This window comes from Marinobacter sp. MDS2 (genome assembly GCF_030718085.1).
Lineage (GTDB): Bacteria > Pseudomonadota > Gammaproteobacteria > Pseudomonadales > Oleiphilaceae > Marinobacter.
Window position 1 is genome coordinate 51,702 of record NZ_JAVAJF010000005.1, and the last position, 23,034, is coordinate 74,735.

The 23,034-nt window shown below is 54.2% G+C and carries 15 protein-coding genes; 5 read left to right on the forward strand and 10 right to left on the reverse strand.

Annotated elements, in window-relative coordinates; genetic code table 11:
- Positions 1-79 precede the first annotated feature (79 nt).
- The 3 genes from Q9245_RS15660 to Q9245_RS15670 are packed head-to-tail and all read left to right on the forward strand — an operon-like array spanning position 80 to position 4,360.
- Positions 80-808, forward strand: a complete 729-nt coding sequence (locus Q9245_RS15660) for a response regulator transcription factor (RefSeq protein ID WP_305898032.1) — start codon at positions 80-82, stop codon at positions 806-808.
- Positions 801-2,444: a FecR domain-containing protein gene (locus tag Q9245_RS15665; protein ID WP_305898033.1), complete on the forward strand. Its 1,644-nt coding sequence runs from the start codon at positions 801-803 to the stop codon at positions 2,442-2,444. The genes Q9245_RS15660 and Q9245_RS15665 overlap by 8 nt, the downstream gene beginning before the upstream one ends.
- A 32-nt stretch (positions 2,445-2,476) precedes the next feature.
- Positions 2,477-4,360 carry a PAS domain-containing sensor histidine kinase gene (locus Q9245_RS15670; protein ID WP_305898034.1) on the forward strand — a complete coding sequence of 628 codons (1,884 nt, stop codon included), beginning with the start codon at positions 2,477-2,479 and terminating at the stop codon, positions 4,358-4,360.
- 16 nt (positions 4,361-4,376) lie between these two features.
- Here the strand turns inward: Q9245_RS15670 and Q9245_RS15675 are convergent, their stop codons facing one another.
- The 6 genes from Q9245_RS15675 to sstT all read right to left on the reverse strand — a co-directional run bounded on the left by Q9245_RS15675 (position 4,377) and on the right by sstT (position 12,054).
- Positions 4,377-4,841 (reverse strand): fibronectin type III domain-containing protein, encoded by a 465-nt coding sequence (locus tag Q9245_RS15675; RefSeq protein ID WP_305898035.1) that lies wholly within the window; start codon positions 4,839-4,841, stop codon positions 4,377-4,379.
- Between the two features lie 158 nt (positions 4,842-4,999).
- Positions 5,000-6,469, reverse strand: coding sequence for a succinylglutamate-semialdehyde dehydrogenase (astD, locus tag Q9245_RS15680; RefSeq protein WP_305898036.1), 1,470 nt, complete (start codon positions 6,467-6,469; stop codon positions 5,000-5,002).
- A 69-nt stretch (positions 6,470-6,538) separates the two neighbouring features.
- Positions 6,539-9,166 carry an AAA family ATPase gene (locus Q9245_RS15685; RefSeq protein ID WP_305898037.1) on the reverse strand — a complete coding sequence of 876 codons (2,628 nt, stop codon included), beginning with the start codon at positions 9,164-9,166 and terminating at the stop codon, positions 6,539-6,541.
- On the reverse strand, positions 9,163-10,284 hold the full coding sequence (locus Q9245_RS15690; RefSeq protein WP_305898038.1) for a DNA repair exonuclease: 1,122 nt from the start codon (positions 10,282-10,284) through the stop codon (positions 9,163-9,165). Before Q9245_RS15690 ends, Q9245_RS15685 begins: the two co-directional genes overlap by 4 nt.
- A gap of 37 nt (positions 10,285-10,321) precedes the next feature.
- Positions 10,322-10,831 (reverse strand): shikimate kinase, encoded by a 510-nt coding sequence (locus Q9245_RS15695; protein WP_305898039.1) that lies wholly within the window; start codon positions 10,829-10,831, stop codon positions 10,322-10,324.
- Entirely contained in the window at positions 10,831-12,054 is a 1,224-nt protein-coding gene (gene sstT / locus Q9245_RS15700) for a serine/threonine transporter SstT (RefSeq protein WP_305898040.1), read from the reverse strand. Before sstT ends, Q9245_RS15695 begins: the two co-directional genes overlap by 1 nt.
- Positions 12,055-12,408: 354 nt before the next feature.
- On the opposite strand from sstT, the gene Q9245_RS15705 reads away from it, so the two are divergent.
- The gene (locus Q9245_RS15705; RefSeq protein WP_305898041.1) at positions 12,409-12,561 is read left to right on the forward strand and encodes a hypothetical protein; all 153 of its coding nucleotides are present in this window, start codon (positions 12,409-12,411) and stop codon (positions 12,559-12,561) included.
- An 87-nt stretch (positions 12,562-12,648) separates the two neighbouring features.
- Here the strand turns inward: Q9245_RS15705 and Q9245_RS15710 are convergent, their stop codons facing one another.
- Both Q9245_RS15710 and Q9245_RS15715 read right to left on the reverse strand, forming a co-directional pair.
- Positions 12,649-15,279 carry a penicillin acylase family protein gene (locus Q9245_RS15710; protein ID WP_305898042.1) on the reverse strand — a complete coding sequence of 877 codons (2,631 nt, stop codon included), beginning with the start codon at positions 15,277-15,279 and terminating at the stop codon, positions 12,649-12,651.
- Positions 15,280-15,385: 106 nt separating this feature from the next.
- Positions 15,386-17,269: a monovalent cation:proton antiporter-2 (CPA2) family protein gene (locus Q9245_RS15715; RefSeq protein WP_305898043.1), complete on the reverse strand. Its 1,884-nt coding sequence runs from the start codon at positions 17,267-17,269 to the stop codon at positions 15,386-15,388.
- A gap of 267 nt (positions 17,270-17,536) precedes the next feature.
- On the opposite strand from Q9245_RS15715, the gene Q9245_RS15720 reads away from it, so the two are divergent.
- Positions 17,537-18,475 (forward strand): sensor domain-containing diguanylate cyclase, encoded by a 939-nt coding sequence (locus Q9245_RS15720; protein ID WP_305898044.1) that lies wholly within the window; start codon positions 17,537-17,539, stop codon positions 18,473-18,475.
- 16 nt (positions 18,476-18,491) lie between these two features.
- Here Q9245_RS15720 and Q9245_RS15725 read toward each other — a convergent pair whose 3' ends face one another.
- Both Q9245_RS15725 and Q9245_RS15730 read right to left on the reverse strand, forming a co-directional pair.
- Positions 18,492-21,542, reverse strand: coding sequence for an EAL domain-containing protein (locus Q9245_RS15725; protein ID WP_305898045.1), 3,051 nt, complete (start codon positions 21,540-21,542; stop codon positions 18,492-18,494).
- Between the two features lie 15 nt (positions 21,543-21,557).
- On the reverse strand, positions 21,558-23,034 hold a 1,477-nt coding region (locus Q9245_RS15730), incomplete at its 5' end, for a tandem-95 repeat protein (RefSeq protein WP_305898046.1).

Sequence of the window (23,034 nt, forward strand, 5' to 3'; positions counted from 1 at the left end):
GGGATAATTGTTGCAGCTGCAGAGTGCGTCATTCTGCACAAGCGACCCGCACCAAGTATCACCTTAGAGGCCAGGCTCAATGCGCATTGCTCTGCTTGAAGATGAAATTGAACAAGCGCAAAACATTCAAGCGATACTGTCCGACAAAGGGCATGAATGCGACAGCTTTGCCACCGGCCAATCCTTTCTCAGCGCGGTACTTCATCGCAGTTACGACCTGATCATTCTGGATTGGCAAATACCGGACATGACGGGCATCGACGTTTTAAAAAGTGTTCGCACCCACCTCGACTGGGCCATACCCGCGATTTTCCTGACCCAGCACGACAGCGAGAATGATATTGTCTGCGCGCTGGATGCCGGTGCAGATGATTTTCTAGCCAAGCCTGCACGTGCCGCAGAACTGATCGCCCGCCTGAATGCTCTGGCACGCCGCAGCAACCCCGAAAGCGACAAAGAGCTGCTGGTATATGGACCCTTCGAAGTCAACATGAATCAGCGCAGCATTCGCCTGCACGGAGAACTGCTGACCCTGACCGACAAGGATTTCGACCTCACACTGTTCTTGTTTCAGAATCAGGGCCGCCTGCTTACCCGGGACGTGCTGCTTGAACGAGTTTGGGGCGTCGCGCGAGACATCAACACGCGCACGGTGGATACCCATATAAGCCGGCTACGCCGCCGGTTGGGGCTCAATCCGGATAACGGATTCCGGATAAAAACAATCTATCAACGAGGGTACCGTCTGGAAGCCGTTCAACCAACGGTCACAACCCCACCCGTGAGTAATCAGGCATCCCATGCTTGAGCCGATTCGCGCCACTTCGCCTAAAATCCCGGCCTACGTATTGGCGCTGGTCATGACGCTCATGCCCGGCCTCGCCGTGGCGGAATGGTCTGTTACTCAAGGCTCTGCGCCAGCGTCTTCCTATTCGGCTGAAACAATGCCGGAATGGATCTACACACTTCAAACGACGGATTCGCTGGCCAGCATTGCCGACTCGTTACTGCAAAACGCCGGCGACGGCCACCGATTGCTAGCTCACAACGGACTACCGGGCAACACCAACCTCAAAGCAGGCCAATCACTCCGTATCCCGATTGCCTGGCTGAAACGCCAACCCGAACCTGCCAAGGTTTCCTCGGTGAGCGGCAACGTTCAGCACATCTCGGGCGCGGATGGGCGTAAAACAACTCTGACCGAACGTTCTTTGATCCGAGTTGGTGACGAACTTTTGCTCGGTGCCGGTTCCGCCACTCTAACGTTGGCCGATGGCTCCGAAATACGGGTGTCGCCTAACTCCCGCCTGATGTTCAACCGTCTCACTCAGTACGGCAAAACCGGCATGGTCGACACTCGGCTTCGGCTGCACAGAGGTGAAGTGCATTCCCGTGTCAAAACTCTTCAGGACAGCGGATCCCGGTTCGAGATCACAACGCCGTCAGCGGTCGTAGCCGTGCGTGGCACCGCGTTCACGTTGCAGGCCAGCAGCAACGGCAGCAGCATCCAGGTACAGCAGGGAACTGTCGATTTTGGTCGTCCCGGTAAATCACAACGCATTCCGGCGGGGTATGGCGCGAGCGTCTCTACGACAGGCCCTGAACAACTCCGCATCCGGCAATTGCCACCTGCGCCTGAGATTCATCCAGTGGAATCGGTGGTCAGCAAGCTACCAACGGAACTGTCCTGGCATCCTTCTGCTGCGTCCGCGCACAGAATTGACATCTTTGAAACGTCGTCGGGGGGCTGGGTACAAAGCCGAAGTGTTACCAGCAATCAGTTCCCCTTAGATCAACTCGACAACGGAGAGTATGAAGTGCATGTTGCCGCTTTGGATAGCCGCGGCATTGCCGGATTGCCCTCAGTTGTTCCTATCGAGGTGGAGTTGCAAGCCAAAACGCCCAAGCTTATCAGCCCAGTGAACGACGCCAGTGTTGACGATGACATGCCGGAGTTTCGTTGGCAGCTGAATGGGGCAAACGAAGTAGCGCGCATTGAAATTTCACAAGACAACAGTTTCGAGAATCTGGTCACTACCAGTGAATGGGCACCGGAAAATCGGGCACTGCCCTCCCGAGCCTTAAGCCCGGGCACCTATTTCTGGCGGGTAACCACCGAAGCGGGCGGAACGTCATTCGCCGCCTCAGAACCTCGAAAACTGACCATCAATGGCACACTGCCACCGGTTCGAATCATCAACATCAATTATCTGGGCAGTCAGGTTCGGGTGTTTTGGGAGCAAGCAGATGCAGCCAAAAAGTATCGGTTGCAGCTCTCTGAGGAGCCGGGGTTCCAGAACATCATCAAAGAAGCCGACGTGCCGGATACCGCCGCTTCGTTGCGGCTGATTCCCGGAAGACGCTATTTTGTACGCGTGAAAGCGGTCGCGGACGGCCCGATAGCCAGCCGCTGGGGGCCGGGGCGCGAGCTTTATCTCGACTAATAACCTACTGAACCACCAATAGCATAAGGCCCATGACCAAGGACTGGCTTACCATCAAAAACGCGCCGTTGGCTTTGGGCCTTCTGCTTTTACTGAGTCTGTTTCTTTTCCAGAGCGAAGAGCTACCCGACCGCCTAGAGCACTGGCTTTACGATCAGGCAATCGCGTCGTGGCCCGCAGCCGTAAGCGACCAAGTTGCAACGATTGCCCCTGACCATTGGGCTGCTTTCATCCCTAGCGTTGCGGTATTGGTGGTGCTGGCCTCGCTGCTGCCACGCCTAACCCCGACTTATATTCTGATTGCGTGTCTGACCACGATTGGCCTGAGCATTTCCGGCTACCTGCTTGTGCTGATTTACCTGCAGATACAATTGCCCGTCATAAACGCTTTACTGCTAACCGTCATTGCAATACCCATAGCTATCGGATTTCGGCTGGCTATGACAAACCGCTTTCTGAATGCACATCTCGACGATATGGCCAGCGCACCCAGCTTGTCTCTGCCACAACCGGCCAAACGGCAACCGGCTCAGCTTCTGGAGCATTTTCAAGCACTTCTGGAACCGGAAGGATGGCTGCTCTCGGAAAACGGGGAACTGCTGCAAATTCATGGCATGACCATGGCGCAATCCCCCCATTTACCCGAAACTGGCCAGTGGGTTCATCAACTGAACCAAAGCTGGGTGAAACTCGAACGGGGTAGTTCAACCTATGTACTAGGGCTGACTCTGAGAAATGACCTGAGCCGGGAGGTGACCCAACAATATCTACGCCGTCTCGAACTAGAGGCCGATACAATCACCGGTTCCAACCAATATTCCGCTCAGGCGTTCTCACCTCGCTTAGAAAAAATTCAGCCGGCAAACAAACGGCTTAGTCAGATGCAGTCGTTCATTGAGCACAGCTTCGAACACATGCCAGACGGCATTATTGTGACCGATGAGCTGGCAGTGGTCCGGTTTGCCAACCGCCACATTGAAGACTGGTTCCGTGAACCGATGCCCAGCCTCAGCGGCATGCCGTTGATCAAACTACTGCAAGGCCATGACCCGAAAGAGAACCCACCCTGGCACGAAGTCGTCTCGGAAACCCTGACCCTGAACGAAAGCCGGAAGGTAAATTTAAAAGTACACGGCAGAGACTTTATCCTTCATTTGGCCCCGGTCACCCTGCCCGGAGACAGCCAGTCGGGCATTATTGCCAATCTCGCTGACATCTCGGAACTCCGGGAACAACAACGCCAGCACCGCCAGGTGATCGATTTTATATCCCATGACGTGCGTTCACCGCTGGTGTCTCAACTGGCGCTGATTGAGCAACTGAAACGGGACCCCTCGAACATCAACGAGCACCAGATCGAACAACTGGGCAAACTGGCACGACGCAGCTATTCGCTGGCGGAGGAGTTCGTCAACCTGGCCCGCGCCGAACAGCTGTCAGAAACCCGGTTTTACGATTGCGACCTGCTGGCCATTGTCGAAAACGCACGAGACAGCGTGATTGAACAGGCTCATGAGAAGCATATTCGACTGGAATTGAATGACACCGATGACCTGTGGTTACAAGGAAATGCGGAGCTGCTGGAGCGGGCTGTCATTAACCTGCTAACCAACGCTATTCAGTACAGCCCGCCGAACACCACGATCACCATCCAGGTATACCAGGCTGGCCACATTGCCGGGCTTGCGATTGCCGATGAAGGCTCAGGGATTGATGAAAGCGAACTACCCTATCTGTTCGACCGTTACCATCGTCAGCGCCATAACGAAATTGCCGGCAACCACGGGACAGGGCTAGGCTTGGCTTTTGTAAAAACCGTCGTGGAAAAACACAAAGGAAAGATTTACGTCGATTCGCTGCCGGGTGAAGGTACCACCTTCACCCTAAAGCTACCGATTGCTGACCCGATGGGGTAACGGATCAAGCGGGGTATCAAGACTGGATGGTTTTACTCACCGGCTCTGAAGGCTCGCTGATCAGCCCTTGCTTATCCTGCACCTGAATCGTGAAATACCAAGTACCGGTATCGAGATTCTCTACGGTGTGGGACATCTCCGGATAGGACTCCGCCTCCTCCAGCACAATTTCCTCGTCAAGATTATCGAGGTCCTGACCGTAGCGGATCACGTACTTATCCAGCTCGCCCATGGCAATTCCATCGCCGTTGACGCGGGTAGACGGAGCAGCCCAGCTCAACACCGCCGAACGTGGCTCTTCGGACGATTCGGTTTCGGCTGTCTCGCCTGTATCTGCTGACGAGCCCTTCCCGGGATCTGCAGACACAGAACCGTTTGTTGACGTTGAATTGGAAGCGGCAGCGTCCGAATCGCCTGAACCGCCGCCACACCCTGCCAGCAACAATCCCAGCGTAAACGCGGCAATCCATGCCTTTGACATTCTAATGACGCGCTTATTAAACATTCTGCACCAGTTTTTCGTCGAATTTGTGAAATTCTATAAAATCGACGGAGTAACGAGTACAGAGAAACGTCGGTCTTTTTGTTGCTAATTCGTCAAGTTTTGGTCAGTTTGGTTACATTCCAATCGCATAACGTTCAGCTGAGCTTTATACCAGGCGCCAGTGTGTCCGGCATCAACAGGCTTGCCGACTCCATACCGGCGACAGGGTAAGAACAATAATCGGCCGCATACCACGCACTTGCCCGATGATTGCCACTAGCCCCCACGCCACCAAATGGCGCCGAACTTGACGCACCCGTGAGCTGCTTGTTCCAGTTCACTATGCCGGCACGGATTCGCTGATAGAAATACTCGAAACGTTCTTCACTATCGCTGAACAGCCCAGCCGACAAGCCGAACCGGGTGTCATTTGCCCGCTCGATGGCCTCATCAAAATCAGCGTATCGGATGACCTGCAGCAATGGTCCGAAGACTTCTTCATCTTCGATGTCGGCTACCGGAGTCACATCAATCAGGGCTGGCGACAACAAGCCGGTGCCCGGCTGGAGCAGCTTGCCTGAAACCAGGGCGACCGCCCCCCGGTCCACCAGCTGCGACTGAGCCGCCAAAACACCTTCGGCAGCCGCCTCGGATATCACACTCCCCATAAACGGCGCGGGATCATCAAAAGCACCGCCCACTTTGATCGCTTCCACCGCTTTTGTGAGCGCGGCCATAAAACCGTCTCCCCACGACCCTTTCGGCACCAGTAAACGCCGCGCACAGGTGCAACGCTGCCCCGAGGTAATATAAGCGGACTGGATGGTTTCATAGACGGCCGCGTGAACGTCGGCCGGTTCGTCAACAATCAGCGGGTTGTTGCCGCCCATTTCCAGCGCAAGAATCTTCCCGGGATTGCCCGCAAACTGCTTGTGCAGAATTTGTCCGGTGGCGGAGCTGCCGGTGAAAAACAAACCATCAATATCCCGATGGTTGGCCAGCGCTATACCTGTTTCTTTGGCGCCTTGCACAAGGTTTAACACGCCTTCTGGCAAGCCGGCTTCCAGCCACAACTCCACCATTTTCCCGGCTACGGCAGGGGTTAATTCGCTGGGCTTGAACACCACGGTATTGCCCGCAATCAACGCGGGCACGATATGCCCGTTCGGAAGATGGCCGGGAAAGTTATAGGGGCCGAACACGGCCACCACGCCATGGGGTTTGTGGCGCAGCACTGCACGAGCACCCGCCACCTCGCTACTGCGCTGGCCCGTGCGCTCGTTATAGGCTTTGACGGAAATCTCGATTTTCCCGATCATCGCCGCCACTTCCGTTCGGGCTTCCCAAAGCGGTTTACCGGTTTCGGTGGCGATACAGATGGCGATCACCTCTTTCTGTTCACCCAGCAATTCGGCAAATCTCCGAGCGATATTCACTCGCTGATCAAACCCCTGCCCTACCCAATGGGCGCTGGCAGCTCTTGCGGCCGATACAGCCGCCGCAACTTGAGCCTCATCGGCCGCTTTTCCCTGCCAAAACAGCTCACCGGTAGCCGGATTCAGCGACGAGAATGCCGCGCCCTGTCCTTCAAACCATTCGCCGTTAATCATTACCGGAAGCGTCATTTGAAACTCCTTTCTAACTGAAGGGAACTGGATAGCAGGCGGTGCTGCACATTGAGTAAGCGTAGCAGGCTATTTGCGGGCCTGAATATCCACCGGCGGTACGCCAAGATCCTGCCACTTCTCGGGATGACAGGTGAACAGAAGCAGCTGATGCCGTGTGGCGGCATCGAACAGAATGCGCTTCATGTCGTCCAGCCGCTCTTCATCGCTGTGGACGAGCGTGTCATCCAGAATGATCAAGGTTGGGCGGCCGGCTTCACGCAGCAAATCCGCGTAGGCCAAACGGCTGATCAAGCCCATTTGCTCCCGGGCACCAAAGCTCAACTCTGTCACCTGACCAAGTTCCGCTCCCCGTGTGAATGTTCCGGGGCGCAGATGCTCATCCACTTCCAGAGTGGCTTGGGGAAACAACACCGACAGATAGTGATCAAGATGCTTTTGCAACGGTGCTTGCAGTCTTCGGGTCAACGCTTGTCGCTTCTCGGTCAGCAAGGTCAGCAACAAATCCAGCGCCCGCGCACGGCGGTGCAACTCCTGATAACGGCGATAGCACCGCTCAAGCTCTGCCTCTTGATCATTGAGCTGTTCTTCCAACCCTTCCGCGCCCCAAGCTTCCAATCGGACTTTAATATCACGAAGCTCGCGTCCGCGCGCCTCATGGGTCTGGCGGAGGTTGGCAATGGTGCGCTGATAACGCTCTATGTCTTGTTTGAGTATATCCGGGCGGGCGTTCAGAATTTCTCGTGAACGGCGCTCTATGCTTTCTTCCAGCGCTTTAGCTTTGCGCCCAAGGCCAAGCAGTTCGTCGGCAATTTGCTTCAGTTGCTGCTGGCGCTCTGGGCTTTGCTCTTCATCGGCTAACCGTTGCCACTCGGCTTGCGCGGTGTCTCGGGCCTGCTGAACCGACATCATTGCGCTGCGATGCTTCTGATCTTGCGCTTCCGCGGCGGTGAGAGCAGCCGCTGCTCGCTCAAACGCTGCGTCCGCCGCGACCAACTCGAGCACCTCTATAGAGGCGTCTGGCTTGGGCGTAGCCGACAATTGCTCCGTGGCACTTTCCAGCTCTCGTTGCGCTTCTCGCTGCTCGATCACCAGCGGATCAATGCCCGCTGGAGCGACCGATTTGAGCAACTCTTCAGCGTGTTGCTGCGCCCGCCCGGCCTTTTCGAAAGCCGACAACCGGTTCTCAGCTGACAGCACCGAATCAACACCCAACGTGCTCTGAAGCTCAGCCACAGTCTGCTGCAAGGTAGCGAGGTTTCGCCGGGTGCTGGCCAGCGATTCACCGCCCGGGGTAATTCCCAAAGTTCCCACCCCCGGAATGACAACACTGGATTCTTCCAACAACTGCTGTTCGCCTTGGCCTTGCAGCGCGTCGCCGTTCAAGGCGACAGATCGTTCGGGCTCAAGGTTCCAACTAAAGCGAGTAGCAATCGCGTTTGAACGGATCGTCTCTTCGTTCAACTGACGCTCTGCGATTTTCAGGCGCTGCACCGCTGCCGCATCGATCCGGTTGTCTCGAACCTGCTGTCGCGCTTGTTCAACCTGCTTCTGATAGTCGCGGGCCTTGGTCAGGTTATCAGCCAGCTGCTGGACACGCTGCTCCAGACGCGTTGCGTCCTGCTCCAACCGGGATCGGGCCTCATGCAGGCGGGCTTGTTTAACGTGCTGTTCGGCCGTTTCATAAGCGGCCTTGGCTTCGCGTAACCGCGCCGCATTGGCAGGCGCTTGCAATTCCAGCCGCTGAACATCGGCCTGTGCTTTATCCAAATCGACTTTGCGGGCCGCCAATTGCCGACTCAGGTTTTCTTGATACGCTTGGTTTTGCTCCAGCAAACGCCGGCTCTGCTGCAATTGTTCGAGCGTTGCTTTCTCTTGAGCCTGCGCCTGTTCCAACTGCTGAACTTGCTGATAACGCACCTGAGTTTCTTCCAGCTGCCGCTGCGCGTCTTCCCATGGGCGCTCGGCTTCTGTGCGCTCATACTCTTTAGTGAGTTTACCTAAGCGGTCTACCTGCTCCTGATACCTCTGAATGCGCGCTTTCAGCTCGCTGATCGTCTGCTCCGCTTCCAAGCGATCTTTATCCAGTTGCGCGTATTCGCCTCGAGGTTTTCCGGTTCCGGTCAGAAGCTGATTACGCTGAACCCGAACCGCCTCAATAACCTCATCACCACCAGAACTGGCCACTTCACCCACGAGCGAATTCAGGGCCGATTTCAGGTGGTCTCCAGCGTGCTCAACCGACTGTTCCAGATCCTGCCCGGTACCCTGCTCAACCCAGAGCAACCCCGGAATCCCCCAATGTTCGGCTTTACTGGCGCCGCGCTTGGGGTATTGATAACCCAACAGTTCCGCCAGCTTCTCTTCTGCATCGTCTTCGCTGAAGCTGCGAGTACCAATGGTCAGATCGCACCGCTTGCGCTGCAGAAAGCTTTTGGTCAATCGCCACGTTTCGCCTTGGTGCTCAAACTCCAGGGTCACCGTGGGAGCAGCCGCAGAATCGCCCCACGGGCGCAAATCATCCACCGCCGTTGATCGGTAACGTTCGAAGAAAGCAGCACGAATCGCTCGAACCAGCGTACTTTTACCCGATTCATTCGGGCCGTGTATCAGATTCAAACCGGGCTGCAGGTTATCCAGAACAAAAGGGTTCCGGAATTGACGCAGCTGCTCAACACGCAGGTTTTGCAGTTTCATTGGCCCGCCTCCTGCTCTCTGTCTTTCAGCAAGCCGGCAAGAATCGCCAGGGCAGCCCGCGCTTCTTCACTTTGCTGCTCCGGCTGTTGCAGCCGAAGCTCTCCAATCACCTCACCGACATAACCATCTGCATGCAATGCAGCGATATCATCTTCAGTAGGTTCAAGCTGGAGGTTACTGCGGTCACATTGAATGCTGCGAAACCGGGCTTCGGCCACCGAGAGCGCATCCAGGAGCCGATCTTCGCCGGCCAAGGTGATCGCGCCGTCAAGGCGAAGATCCACCACCGATGCATCCGGCAAAGCTTCCAGCCGCTTGAGAAGCTCCTCAAGATCAGATTCCACCGTCAGAGTTTCCCGCCACTGGTGCCATTGGTATTGGCCGGTCGCCACCCGAGTGACGAAAGGAGTGGCACCGGGGGTGGCAATTTCAACAATGAGAGCGTTACCGGCATCGTTATTCCGGAACCGCTCAGCTTCGTGCGTGCCGGAGTACCAGGTACGCTCGTTGACTTGCTTGGTGCCGTGCCAGTCACCCAAGGCGAGGTAGTCCAGCCGACTCGTATCCGCGCGATCGGGCGCAATCGGATTGGTAGCGTCAATGTCTTCGGACAGCAGGCCTTGCACACTGCCATGAGCCAAACCAATCCGGAGCAAATCGTCCGGGGTTTCGTAATGAGAGAAGGGTTCGGTAAGGTCGCCATAGGTGTGGCGCTGGGTAAGAGGCGCACACAGTATCGCCAATCCTTGAGATTCCAGGGCGACAACGCCGGGCTCCAGCGCCAGATGCACGTTATCTGGCACCGCACCCAAACGCCGGGCCCGGGTCCACACGCTTTCCGCGAGCGCGGCGTCGTGATTACCGGGCAACATCACCCAAGGGCCAGTAAAGCCTTTGGTGGCATTAAACACACGGCGAATGGTGCGGTCAGACACCGTTTGCGCATCAAAGACATCTCCGGCCACCAACACGGCATCGCACTGATGCTCATTGGCCAGCCGGGCAAGTTTTTCAATCCCCGCAAAGCGGGCTTCGACCAGCGCCGCTCCGTCTTCGATTTCAAACCGGCTGTAGGACCGCCCCATCTGCCAGTCCGCAGTGTGCAAAAACCTCGGCATAACACCTTCCTTAGAGACGTCCGACAATCTATGCGTTTCAGGCTCCGAGCCCTGTGATGACAGCCTCGCAAACCTGATCCTGATTCATCTCCTCACCCTGGATCGTAAGGTCGGCATACTGCGTGTACAGCGCAAAGCGCTCATCAAACAGATCCGACAACGATTGGTCTGGGCGCCGGGAAATACCCCGAAGGCTGTAATCGCCAATGCGCTCGACGACACACTCCAGAGGTATATCCAGAAACACCACCGTACCATTGGTTTTGAGGTGTTTCATCGCCGCTTCACTGTAAACCGCACTGCCGCCGGTACTGATGACCTGCCCTTGAACATCGAGCCCTAGCAATACCTGCTCTTCGATATGACGCAGGGCTACGTAGCCATCCTGATCAACAATTTCCTGCAGAGTGCGCCCCGCCTCTTGCTGAATCAGCAGGTCGGTATCAACAAAGCCGAGCCCAAGGCGCTTGGCAACCAATACGCCAACGGTACTCTTGCCGCTGCCCGGCATGCCGATAAACACAAGATTTCTTGTATCAGCCACCATCACTTGCCTTTTGCTTCAGCAGCGCGGCTGGCAGTCGCGGTAAACAGCACGTCAGTTGATGAGTTCAGCGCCGTTTCCGTGGAGTCTTGCACCACGCTGATCACAAAACCAATCGCCACCGCTTGCATGGCCACTTCCGTTGGAATGCCGAACAGGCTGGTCGCCAATGGAATCAACAGTAACGAACCGCCGGCCACACCCGATACACCACAAGCCGCCAGCGCCGACACCACACACAACAACAATGCCGTCGGGAAATCCACGGGGATGCCCAGAGTGTTTACCACCGCCAATGTAATCACGGAGATGGTAATCGCTGCGCCCGCCATGTTGATGGTCGCACCCAGAGGAATTGAGATTGCGTAGGTATCTGCGTCCAGCTTCAGGCGCTCACTGAGTTCCAGATTAACCGGGATGTTTGCCGCAGAGCTACGGGTGAAGAACGCGGTGATGGCACTGCCACGCAGGCAAGCAAACACCAGTGGATACGGGTTCTGACGCAACTTGAGAAATACGATCAACGGGTTGGTCACCAGCGCCACAAACAACATACAGCCAACGATCACCGAGAGCAGCTGACCAAAGCCCAACAGCGCGCCAATGCCAGCGGTGGCAAGAGTATTCGCCACAAGGCCAAAAATACCGAGCGGCGCCAGACTAATGATCATACGCACAACGCCAGAGACAGCCTCTGACATATCACTGAGCACATTACGGGTCGCTTCGCTGGAGTGACGCAGCATCAAACCCAGAGCAATTGCCCAGGAAAGGATGGCAATGAAGTTGGCATCCATCAGCGCCGTTACCGGGTTGGTAACCGCACTCAGAACGAGGTTGTGCAATATTTCAACAATGCTGCCCGGGGGATTTCCGCTAACTTCCGGGATATCGAGGACCAGTTCCGTCGGAAACGCAAAGCTGGCACCTACCGCCACCAGTGCTGCGACCAGAGTGCCTATCCCGTAAAGGATAATCACATCCTGAATGTTTGTGGGCTGGCCTTTCTGGTGCCCTGAAATAGCCGTCATCACCAATACAAAAACCAATATCGGTGCGACTGCCTTCAAGGCTTTAATGAATAGCTGGCCAAGCAATGAGAAGGACTGAGCCATTTCGGGCAGGAAAATCGCCAGAATCACGCCAGCAACAATACCGATGGCTATCTGGGTTATCAGGCCCAGCTGGAGAACCGGGCGAAACATACTGTAAAGCCGAGCGGACATAAAAAGCTCCTGTTGAGTGTTCGAAAACGGGCGCACTCCCCGGCACTCATGCGCCACCGGAACAACTGTCACCCAGAAAACAAAAAGGCAGATCAGCCTGTTACTGATCTGCCCTTTTATGTGATCGCGGGCGTTTCGCTTCTTTCAGAGTAAGAACGCGTACCCACGTCTGCTTCGCCTCGCGGCGAAACTTTTCTGTATATCCATATAATGGGCGGATTATTCCAGACCTGACTCCGAGAGGCAACGGGCACAGGGATGTAACAAGGTGCTCTCTTGCGTGTCTATCAGGTAACCCCAGCAACCACAAAAGCTCGTTGCTGGCAGTACCCGATAGCATAGAGGGGAACAATCATGAACAAAATCAAACTGATGCTTGCAGCGGTCTTGCTTGCCTTATCGGCCACCGCAGTTCAAGCCATGGACGGGCACGCCGACCGGGTCAATGAAGCGAAGACCTTTCCGAATAAAACCGTAGTGATGATGGACGATCACAGCAAACGGTAGCGAGACCAACCAATTGGAACAGGTTTATAGTCGTTCCCGAAGATCACAGGCAGCCCGGCTTGCCATCTGGCAGGCCGGGCTTTCTAGTTATGGATTAGCAGAAGTGAATGGTGCCTGAAGCGTCATCGTCTTCTGATCCGGATCTGCACTAATATCCGCGTCCGTGTATGGGAAGCGAATCCAGTTTTTCTCAGCATAGGATTCCGTCATATCCCGATAATAGGGCGAAGCCGGATCGGTGGATTGAGAATAGGTCACAAACCCCTCAGCCTTCGGTGTACCATCTTCTCGCCACGTGACCGTTTGGATATAGCTGTTTCCGTAGGTAACCGGATATTCTTTACCATCAGCCAGCCCCACACCTTTGGTGGCGGCAATGGTAAAGGCGCCTTCAAAACTCTCTCCGCCAAAGACCGGTATTCGGTCGCCTTCATGAATACCGGAATGCTGAATCTCTCTCAGTTCGGCATCGAAAGACACCCCGGAAGCCTCAACTGCCTGAATCGCCTCGGCAAAAGCTTTGATGGCTGCTGGGTTCGCAGCATTGAAGGTACGAGGCGTGTTGACCGGGTCGTCCGCACTGAATGACTCTTGCCATTTCGAATCGGATCCCACCGGCAGAAGGTTAATTCGGCGCCAGAACTCTCTCCAGATGTGCCCGCCGCGGGAATCCAGATTGTACTGCCCGTCCCACTCTGTCAGCGCCTTACACGCCTCAGTTCTTGTCTGGTCCGAAAGGTCGGCTCCTGCACCTACGCCTACGCTTGCATCTACACCTGAACCTGGACTTAAATCTTTGCCTGCACTCGCTTCCGAGCTACAGTAGGTGGTCAGCACTGCGTCTCGGGCTAAACGCTCAGACATCACGGAGCTGCTTAAGACAATATCCTGAAGGTTGCTCATATCAAAGCCAACGGACCCAGCACCGCCATCGCCGCCGCTAAGACGCTCCTCAACCTGTTTAATACACAATCTCGTACGCAGGGTTCGAGCAGTCTCTTCATCACCAATGATGCTTGCATAACCGGTAAGTGGCTCGTCGGGATTTGTAAGCCAGTAGCTGTCGTTACAGTTGTGTACCCAGTCGTTACGAACGAGACTCGGCAAATTCTCAGGGCCAAACACCCCTTCAGCCGGCGCATCATCGTCAGAGCCCCAGGCACAATCAGCCCGGCTGCCATCCAGAACCGGCAATCCTGGCGCCAATAGAGCGAAAGCCGGAGAAATAGAAGAAGAACACTTCAGAGCATGGGTGTCGGTTACATGGGGAACCACCGTCAGATCACCATAGTAGGCGGGCTGGTCGGGCCCTGTCGCGATGGTATTAACCCATGGAACGCCCAGAACACTGGCATGCAGTTCTTTAAACTCTTCCAAACTGCTCGCCTGGTTCCAACGGAAGAACTGGTTCAGCATCCGATTGTTTTCCGCATTCGCATCCCGAAGGGTGTAGGCCTTCGCATGTGTCCACGACAGTACGGGAACGCCTGACACCTCATATTCCAACATCGGTCCATATTGCGAGCTGTAAAGCGTTCGAGTTTCTTCAGTGACTGCACCATCAGGCTGCAAAACTTCCACAGTGATTTCTGACGATGTCATATCGACAAACTCGCCGTTGTACAGATACTGCGTTGAATCTGCCGGGTTAAGCGTTAACTCGTAGAACGTAAATCGATAAGCGGTCGAAACGGTGTGGCTCCAAGCAAAATGCTCGTTAAAACCGATCAGAACTGCAGGCAAGCCGTACAATGCTGCGCCCATGACTTCCGCTTTATCACCCACTTTCAGGTGCGCAAGGTATAAGCGCTCCGTTTTCTCCCAGGGGAAATGCGGGTTTCCGAACAACAGTGATTGACCATCACTAGTCGCACCCTCAGAAAACGCATACATATTACTGCCAATATCGAGTTCCCTGCTCATCGGAAATGAGAGTGACGCTGAATTTTCAGTAAGTTTCGCGATATCACCTTCGCTCAGCTCGGGCGGCACGGGTGTGCCGGGAGTAGGAGGTTTCGCGTTAGCAATGCCCTCAACGAACACCGACGAGCTTGCCAGGATTGCAAGCCGGAAGTAGCGACGGAACATATCATCGAGAGTGATCGGGAGTAACCAATCAGTGCTGCGGCAATCATCGTGACGCCCGGGATGCTCGCCCACTCGAATCTCCTCGAGGTAGCGGTTGTACCCATCCACAAATCCCTGCGAGGCTGCGAGTACTTCGGGGTCACTTTCATTTTTAAGCGATTCGAGCGCTTCGTCCGAGATAACCGAGCGCCAGAAGAAATCCGCATCAACGTTACTCGTTTCGGCACCATTAGACGGTATGGTGTAGCTTCCCTCTCCTCCGAGATGCTTCGCGCGCAAACCTCTTACGGTCAGCGTGTCCTCTGCAAGCAGACACAGATTGTCCTCCGCTTGCACATAGCCGTAGCCATAGCCCATGCTTGCGAAATCTGCGGCTTCAATATGCGGGATACCGTATGATGTGCGGGTGATTTTCACGCTGTAACCGTCGATTTCCGGCGGAACATCATCTGGCGGTGTGTCGTCCTTCGGGGGAGTTTCATTTTTCGGAGGCGTTTCAACCTTGGGAGGGGCTTCAACTCCGCTCGATGAGCCGCCAGAGCTTTCTTTTCCGGAGCCACCGCCTGAACCAAAACAGCCGGTCATTCCACTGATCACGACTGCTAGTAGTAGATGCCTAGCTTGAATCATCTTTTAGATTCTCTTTGTTGTTGTGGTTGTTTTTATTTGTTTTTACGAGCCATTCGCCACTCGCGCGATTATCCTATAACCCCCAACACGTCTCCGCAACGGCATACTAATTATTAGGTGGCGTCCAAACTGGCACATCTTCCGGCTTCGGCTCTTCCCATTCGCGATCCATCGCATTGTTCAATGCCCCTTCCAGCTTCATGAATAACTCGCCATACCTTGGGCTGAAATGAATACCCTCTTCAATTTCCTTCCAGGCCTCGAACAACTCATCCTCATGAGCTCGCTCGTTATCAACGAAGGTCCAGGCCATCTGTCTTGCTCGCAATGGATGTACGCCCATGGCGGTGAGTGCATGGCTACCGAGCTCGAGCGCCGAATGGTAGGTTTCACTGACAACATCATCCGCACCGGCAGCCCTAAGCTGATAACCATGGCCACGATCAAATGCCCGGGCCAACACCCAAACACCCGGGAAGAACCGCTTTACATGTTCCACCATAGCCACTGTGCGTTCCCTATCATCAATCGCCACCACCAGCAACCGCGCTTTGGCGATACCGGATTTTTCCAACAAATCGGGCCTACTGGCATCCCCGAAGAAACTCTTGATGTTGATCTGGCGAACGTTCTCAATCTGCTCTAGCTCGTGATCAAGCACCACGATGGGAACGTTGTTAGCCCGCAGTAAACGGCACACGATTTGACCAAAACGCCCCACCCCCGCCACGATAACGGGCGCTTCTTCATCAATCGTATCGGCTTCGGGCTCATCGCTTTTGGCACGTCGGTAACGTGGCAATACAACGTAGTCGTATACGATGAAAAGCAGAGGCGTCAGGAACATGGAAAGCGCAACAACCAGCGACAGAACCTGGGAGGTTTCCAACGCTATTACATGGCTTTGCACACTATAGGTGAGCAGCACAAAGCCAAATTCACCGGCTTGCGCCAGCCCTAGGGTAAACAACCAACCATTGGTGCTGCGCACACCAAATAATTGAGCAAGCGCAAGTAGCACCAATGCCTTGCCTACAATGACGGCTAAACCTAGAGACACCACCGTACCCCACTCTGCCGCCAACACCTCGAAGTTGATACCGGCGCCAACTGTGATAAAGAACAGACCCAGCAGCAGCCCCTTAAACGGCTCGATATTGGCCTCTAATTCATGTCGAAACTCACTGTTGGCCAACACCACCCCCGCGAGAAAAGCTCCGAGAGCGGGTGATAGGTTCACCACACTCATCAGTGCCGCGATGCCAATCACTAACATCAATGCTGTGGCCGTAAACACCTCACGCAGCCCGGACTGCACCACATAACGAAACAAAGGCCGGCTCAGGTAGTAGCCGCCGACAATAACAAACGCAACAGCCCCCACCACAACCAACGCATGCCCCCAACCGGGGAGATGTTCGACAAAGCTCAGCCCCGACCCGGAATGCGTCACGGAGTTCGCGTTTTCCCTCAAGTTGGGCAGTGCCAGTAACGGAATAAGGGCAAGCATCGGTATGACGGCTATGTCCTGGAACAACAGAACCGAAAACGTGTTACGCCCACCCTCCGTTTTCGCCAACCCCTTTTCGTCCAGTGTTTGCAGCACAATCGCCGTCGACGACAGTGCAAAAATAAGCCCAATGGCCAGTGCAGTCTGCCAAACAACGCCCAGCCACCAAGCTACAGCCATACCGGCAGCTGCCGTCAGAGCAACCTGCAAACCGCCGAGCCCCAACAACCGCACTTTCATTGCCCAGAGTGCTTTGGGATCGATTTCCATCCCTATCAGGAAAAGCATCATCACCACACCAAACTCGGCAAAGTGTTGAATGGTGGTGGTTTCTTGACCAACAAGCCCCAGTACAGGCCCGATCACAACCCCTGCCACCAGATAGCCGAGTACAGAGCCCAACCCAAGGCGTTTTGCTAAGGGGACGGCAATAACCGCAGCCAAGAGATAGATAAATGCTTGAATGAAATAGGAGGTCATCGGTTATGAGTACCACGTTATAGTTTTACGACACGGCTACTGTTTGCAGCTCCCCTGAAAACTAGCACAATCATCAATGCCAAGACGCACCAAAGCAGCACCTTACAAGCCTCTTTCTTTAAAATTCCTGGCGCCCGGCTTTGGAAATCCTCACCCCATCTTCCGCCCGTTCGGTACTTCGATGAAAATGAATAGGAATTCACAGGTTTGCAATATATACTTCAAGAGTACATATATTTGAGGTTCCCCGACCGGAAACCGCTGCCTATGACAGCCATCAACAATAACGATCCGCTCACCACAACGTCCGACAACTTGTTGCCGTTTATCGAGTCGTTGCCAGATGCGGTGGTTATCGTTGATCAAAACCATAAGATTGTGCTCGTTAACGCACTCGCAGGCAGCATGTTCGGTTATGCAGTGGACGAACTGAAAGGTTCAGATCTAAGCACGATTATTCCAATGCCCCTTCGCAACGCGCACCGGAAGCACGTCAATGGCTATTTCAAAAAGCCGGTTCTGCGCCCTATGGGGGAAGAAAAGCGTTTTTCGGGCGTTCGTTCAAACGGACAAGAAGTACCGGTTGATATCATGATCAACACCATTGTATTGGATGGCGCGAAAGTAGCCATGGCATTGGTCAGAGATGTCACCTACCAGCGTGAGTTAGAAGCTCGTCTGACGCTAGAGTCGTTAACGGATGAGATGACCGGTTTTTACAATCGGAAACACTTTAGAACCCAGCTTAATGCTCAGCTCTCCGGTTACGTTCGCTGGGGCTTGCCCACCTCCGTCATCATGTTCGATTTTGATCACTTCAAAAAAATTAACGATGAATACGGCCACGCCGCTGGCGACTTAGTGCTCACCAGTACGGCGAAAATGGTTCGTCAGGAACTCCGGCCTTTGGATGTGGGATGCCGTATTGGCGGAGAAGAGTTTGCGATCATTCTTCCGAACGCGCAGCTGGACGATGCGGTAACGCTGGCCGAGCGCATACGCAAATTGATCGAGCAAACAGAATTCAAACTCGATGGCGTCTGCTTTAGCGCCACTGCTACCATGGGAGTGGCCACATTTCTGCCAACCGACACCTCATACGATTCGTTGATGAAGAGAGCCGATAACGTTCTGTACATGGGTAAAGCCGAAGGGCGTAACTGTACGGTTTCCCAAGATGCTCTACCGCCCGAAACAAACGCCTGACGCCCCTCGTTAGAGCTTAGTTCCACCGTTTCAAAGGGAACTCATTCACCACACCAATCATCCCCAGCCCGTCTTCTAATCCCTGAGCATCGATCGCTTTGCGACCACGGTCCCCCAAAACCATGCGGCGAATAGTCTCGGGATGCGCCAGCAATTCATTCATCTGCTCTTTCGGTAAGGGCCGGCTCGTTAGATAGCCTTGAACTTCGTCGCACTGAAGATCCTGCAAGAAGCGGAGCTGCTCCTCGGTTTCCACACCTTCCGCGACCACTCGAAGCCCCAGCGCCTGGCTCATGGCAATAGTTGCGCTCACAATGGCGGCATCACTTGAATCTTCCATTAGTCCTGCCACGAAGGACCGATCAATTTTCACAATGCTGATCGGGAAGCGTTTCAGGTAGATCAACGACGAGTACCCGGTTCCAAAATCGTCGAGATAGATATCCATACCTGCGCCACTGAGTTTTTCCAGAATGCTCGTTGCCGAATCCATACAATCCATGACCGCAGTTTCGGTAATCTCGATTTGCAGTGCCTTGGCGGGAATTCCGAACTCATCCACCACGTTGATAATGTGGTCGGCCAGTTCCGGATTCCGGAATTCAGACGGCGACAGGTTTACGGCCACAGGCACCGTGCCGAAACCGGCCTCTTGCCAGAAACTGATTTGACGGCACACAGAACGGATCACCCAATGGTCTATTTTTTCAATCAGCCCGGTTTGTTCTGCCAGCGGGATAAAGTCGTTTGGCAGCACCATTCCCCATTGAGGATGCTGCCACCGGACCAACGCTTCCAGACTACTGACCCCTCCGGTGAGCAAATTGATCTTGGGCTGGTAATGGATAACAAACTCGTCATGCTCGAGCGCGCGGTATAACGCTGCCTCCAGCTCAATCTGCTTTTTCGCACGCTGATTGATTTCTTCGGAATAGAAATAAAAACTGTTATCTCCGCGCGTGATCTTGCCTTCACGCATTGCGCTGCCCGCATTTCGTATGAGGGTTTCGGCATCATCTCCGTCTCGCGGGTATAGGCTGACGCCCAGGTTCAAGTTCAGGTAAATCTCGTTACCTTCGATCTCGATGGGTGTTTTAAAGATAGAGAACAATCGCTGCAGAATATTCGTGACAATCTCAGGCTGATTAAGGTCTGTCAGAACAATCGAGATGCCGCTATCTCCCATACGAGATACGCTAAAGAACAAACCCTCCTGCTCGCAGAAGGCGACGGTATCGGTAAGTCGCAGGGTTTGTTTTAAGCGCGCCACAATTTCTTTGGCCAGTTTCTCTTTCGCAGCAAAACCCAGCGTATCTTCAACACGCTGCAAGCTCTCAACATTCATCAGCAACACGGCAATCTGCGTACCGTCGCGCAGCGTTCTGCTAATCCCTTGCTCAATACGATCCAGAAGCAAAGCGCTGCTCGAATGATAGCCGCCCCCATCACTGTCAGGCGTTACCGGGACATCATGAACTTTCGGCGCTGCTACCACTTCCACAGCGGTTTGATTTGGCTGCTGCGCCAACTCCTCACCTGCCAGCTCCTCCGCCGCTATCCCCTCGCGACTATCGTTCGCCCAACATATCACCCGGTTACGGCCATTCTCTTTGGCCGCGTACAAGGCTTTATCCGACTTCGCCAACAGATCACTGGCGCTGGCTGCGCCCTCATTCAAAGAGGAAACCCCAAAGCTGGACGTAATTTGCAAGTCGCTGTGGATCTGCTTTTTCTCTGCGTCTTGAACCCCTAACCGCATCCTTTCCGCAATGACAGCTGCCGCTTTAATGTCGGTATCAGGCAAAACAACCACAAATTCCTCGCCCCCCAAGCGCCCTACCAAATCTCCCGAACGGGAGCATTCCGAAAGTATTCGGGTAACCAGCTTTATGGTTTCATCACCCACAGCATGGCCATATTGATCGTTCACCGATTTGAAGTGGTCAATATCCACCATAATGCAACAAAGCTCACCACTCTGTTCTTTGGTTTCGTTAAACAACAATTCCATATTTTGCGTCAGGGCTCGCCGGTTCAACACACCCGTTAGCGGGTCTCGCGAAGCCAGCCAATGCAGTTCCTTATTCTGTTTAGAGATTTCGACCTGGCTGCTTTTTAACTTATCCAATGCCCGGTTCAACGCCTCGTTCTTTGCTTCAACCTCCGTGATGTCATCAAAAGTAATCAGAACGCCACGAATCTTTCCTTCAGTTGCTGTAATCGGTGATGCATTTACAGTCAGGATACGAACCTCACCCAGACCGTTTTTGAGCTTCAAGGTGGCACTTCGGGTTTTCGCATGGCCAGCTAACACATCGAGCCAAGGTTTTGGTAAATGGCCAACTGCATCGCCATGGCTTTCCCACCCGAATCCATCGATGTCTTTGCCCAGCAATTCTTTGGGCTTTAACCCCACTTTCATTGCAAAAGCCAGGTTTGAAAAAACAACAAAGCCTTTTTGATCGACGACCAACAAGCCCTCAGACAGCGTATCCAAAGCTTTACTCACCCGCTCAGGAATCACGGCATCAGGGTTAAGCTCGCGCAGAGCACGCTTTAAAAACAGCAGGTAAACCGCAAACCCTGCTAAAGCCACAAACAAGATGATGCCAAGTAACGAGCCACCGAGGGACAAGATGCCGCTGTTTCCAGATAAGCCGATGAACGTCAACTCGACACTGCCCCAGCGAGACTGCCCATTGAACAGGGGCACCAGAACTTGCTTTGCGGTGGATTTATCGCCCGCCTTCAGGGTCCAGTACCGGTCGTGACCACCGTACTCGGACACAAGTTCATTGTTGCTGCTGCGCACAGCCACGGATGTGATCATGTCATTCCGTTCGACAACGGACTGCAGAATCTGGTCAATACTTTGCAAACGCTTATGGGTAATTTCATTCGACAGCTGAACCGCCAGAGACTCGGCCATGAATTTTCTAGACTGAAGCTCTGCGTGCCTGGTGTCAGGAATTAAGCCGAGTAGATCCGCGATGAGCAACAGTGAAACGGTGAGCAGCATCAAGCTGAAGCTCACTCGCACCAAGGGCGACAAAAAAAACTTTTTCATGCGATATATTCCGCCTTAGTGATCGGGGTCATCATCTGCGAAGATCTCTTCAACTTTACGCCCGTCTTCCTTTGCTTCACGCTCGGATTCCTTTTCCTGCCCTTTGTCATCATCAGCCCCAAGGATAGGCATGGGGTCTAACTGTCGCCATAGCGGCGTTACAGACATAAACCCCGCCATCAAAGACCCTGCTCGCAGTACCCAACTGATGAAACCTACAGAAAGCCCCATAGTGGCACCGACCATTGCTTCGGTTCTGAATTTGGCTTGTTTGCTCTGTTCTGTGGCAACCTCATCGAGCTCTCGCTTCATGTCGTCCAACTCGCCCGCAAAGGAGCTGTTCTTTATGGGCGAAACCATCTCCACAGCACTCATACCTTGAGCCTGAAACGGCGTGAGGTTTAGGTTCAACAGATCAAGAGTTTTGGGAGGCGGTAATTCATGCTGGTCGTTGGCATAGTCGTAGGTCTCGGTTACGACATACACCTCGGTCAAGGATTCAGCGAGCGCAACATCGTCAATTGGCGACAGATATTGTGGATCGGATGCGGTGATATCCGATTGATCATCCAGCGGTACAGGGCCGGACTCAGTGCCTTCAGCACCATCAGATTCCGATCTGGTTTCAGGCGTGGGCTTTGATGCAAGCTCTTGATCAACATTCAGCTCTGGCTCAGGTATCGGTATTTGCACAGACGGATAAACAACGGGCTCTGATGAAACGCCTTCCTCAACAGGAGCGTCATTAACTGGCGAAACGGCCAATATCGCGGAGCTGGCTTGGGCCGTTGTGCCATCACTTACATCAAAGCTGAAGCTAACCTCACCATCCCAATTAGTAGACGGGGTGAAACTCCAGGTGCCATCGTTATTTTCCACGAGACGTCCACTGCCAGAGCTGACACTCAATCCGTTGACTTTCAAGGTGTCTCCGTCGACGTCGTTGCTATTTGCCAGTAACTCAGCCTGAGTGATCACTCGTGCGCCACTATCTTCGGCGATAGGTGTCAATGTGACCGGCGTGGAGACGGGTGCATCGTTTACATTAGCCAACACGATGCTGATGACTTGTTGGGTGGTGCCACCCTTATCGTCTGTGACAGTTACCGTGAATCGATCCGTACCGAACCAATCGCCATTGGCAGGAGTAAAACTCCAAACGCCGGTCTCGGGATTGATGGACGCAGTTCCATTAGTAGCTTGAGCCGTCACGGTGTAGTAAGTGCCGTCAGTCAAACCCTCGAGATCGGTGGCATTGAGATTACCAGTGGTTGAATCGCCTTCATTACCACTGAAATTCGTACCGCCGCTGATCAGTGCTGTATCGTCTTTACCTGTGATGGTGACGGTAACCACCTGGGTTGCACCGTCAGCACTGGTCGCGGTGAAGCTGTCGGTCAGGGTTTGCCCTTCAGCCAGCGCTTGTACCGTCGCGTTGCTGTTATCTAGGCTGTACGTCCAATTGCCAGCACTGTCGAGATCAACCGTGCCG

Excerpts from the sequence above, each read along its gene's own strand:
- Q9245_RS15725 (WP_305898045.1), bottom strand. The coding sequence starts at position 21,542 with ATGAAAAAGTTTTTTTTGTCGCCCTTGGTGCGAGTGAGCTTCAGCTTG.
- astD (WP_305898036.1), bottom strand. The coding sequence starts at position 6,469 with ATGACGCTTCCGGTAATGATTAACGGCGAATGGTTTGAAGGACAGGGC.
- Q9245_RS15710 (WP_305898042.1), bottom strand. The coding sequence starts at position 15,279 with ATGATTCAAGCTAGGCATCTACTACTAGCAGTCGTGATCAGTGGAATG.
- Q9245_RS15690 (WP_305898038.1), bottom strand. The coding sequence starts at position 10,284 with ATGCCGAGGTTTTTGCACACTGCGGACTGGCAGATGGGGCGGTCCTAC.
- Q9245_RS15695 (WP_305898039.1), bottom strand. The coding sequence starts at position 10,831 with ATGGTGGCTGATACAAGAAATCTTGTGTTTATCGGCATGCCGGGCAGC.
- Q9245_RS15675 (WP_305898035.1), bottom strand. The coding sequence starts at position 4,841 with ATGTCAAAGGCATGGATTGCCGCGTTTACGCTGGGATTGTTGCTGGCA.
- sstT (WP_305898040.1), bottom strand. The coding sequence starts at position 12,054 with ATGTCCGCTCGGCTTTACAGTATGTTTCGCCCGGTTCTCCAGCTGGGC.
- Q9245_RS15705 (WP_305898041.1), top strand. The coding sequence starts at position 12,409 with ATGAACAAAATCAAACTGATGCTTGCAGCGGTCTTGCTTGCCTTATCG.
- Q9245_RS15720 (WP_305898044.1), top strand. The coding sequence starts at position 17,537 with ATGACAGCCATCAACAATAACGATCCGCTCACCACAACGTCCGACAAC.
- Q9245_RS15685 (WP_305898037.1), bottom strand. The coding sequence starts at position 9,166 with ATGAAACTGCAAAACCTGCGTGTTGAGCAGCTGCGTCAATTCCGGAAC.
- Q9245_RS15665 (WP_305898033.1), top strand. The coding sequence starts at position 801 with ATGCTTGAGCCGATTCGCGCCACTTCGCCTAAAATCCCGGCCTACGTA.
- Q9245_RS15715 (WP_305898043.1), bottom strand. The coding sequence starts at position 17,269 with ATGACCTCCTATTTCATTCAAGCATTTATCTATCTCTTGGCTGCGGTT.
- Q9245_RS15670 (WP_305898034.1), top strand. The coding sequence starts at position 2,477 with ATGACCAAGGACTGGCTTACCATCAAAAACGCGCCGTTGGCTTTGGGC.
- Q9245_RS15660 (WP_305898032.1), top strand. The coding sequence starts at position 80 with ATGCGCATTGCTCTGCTTGAAGATGAAATTGAACAAGCGCAAAACATT.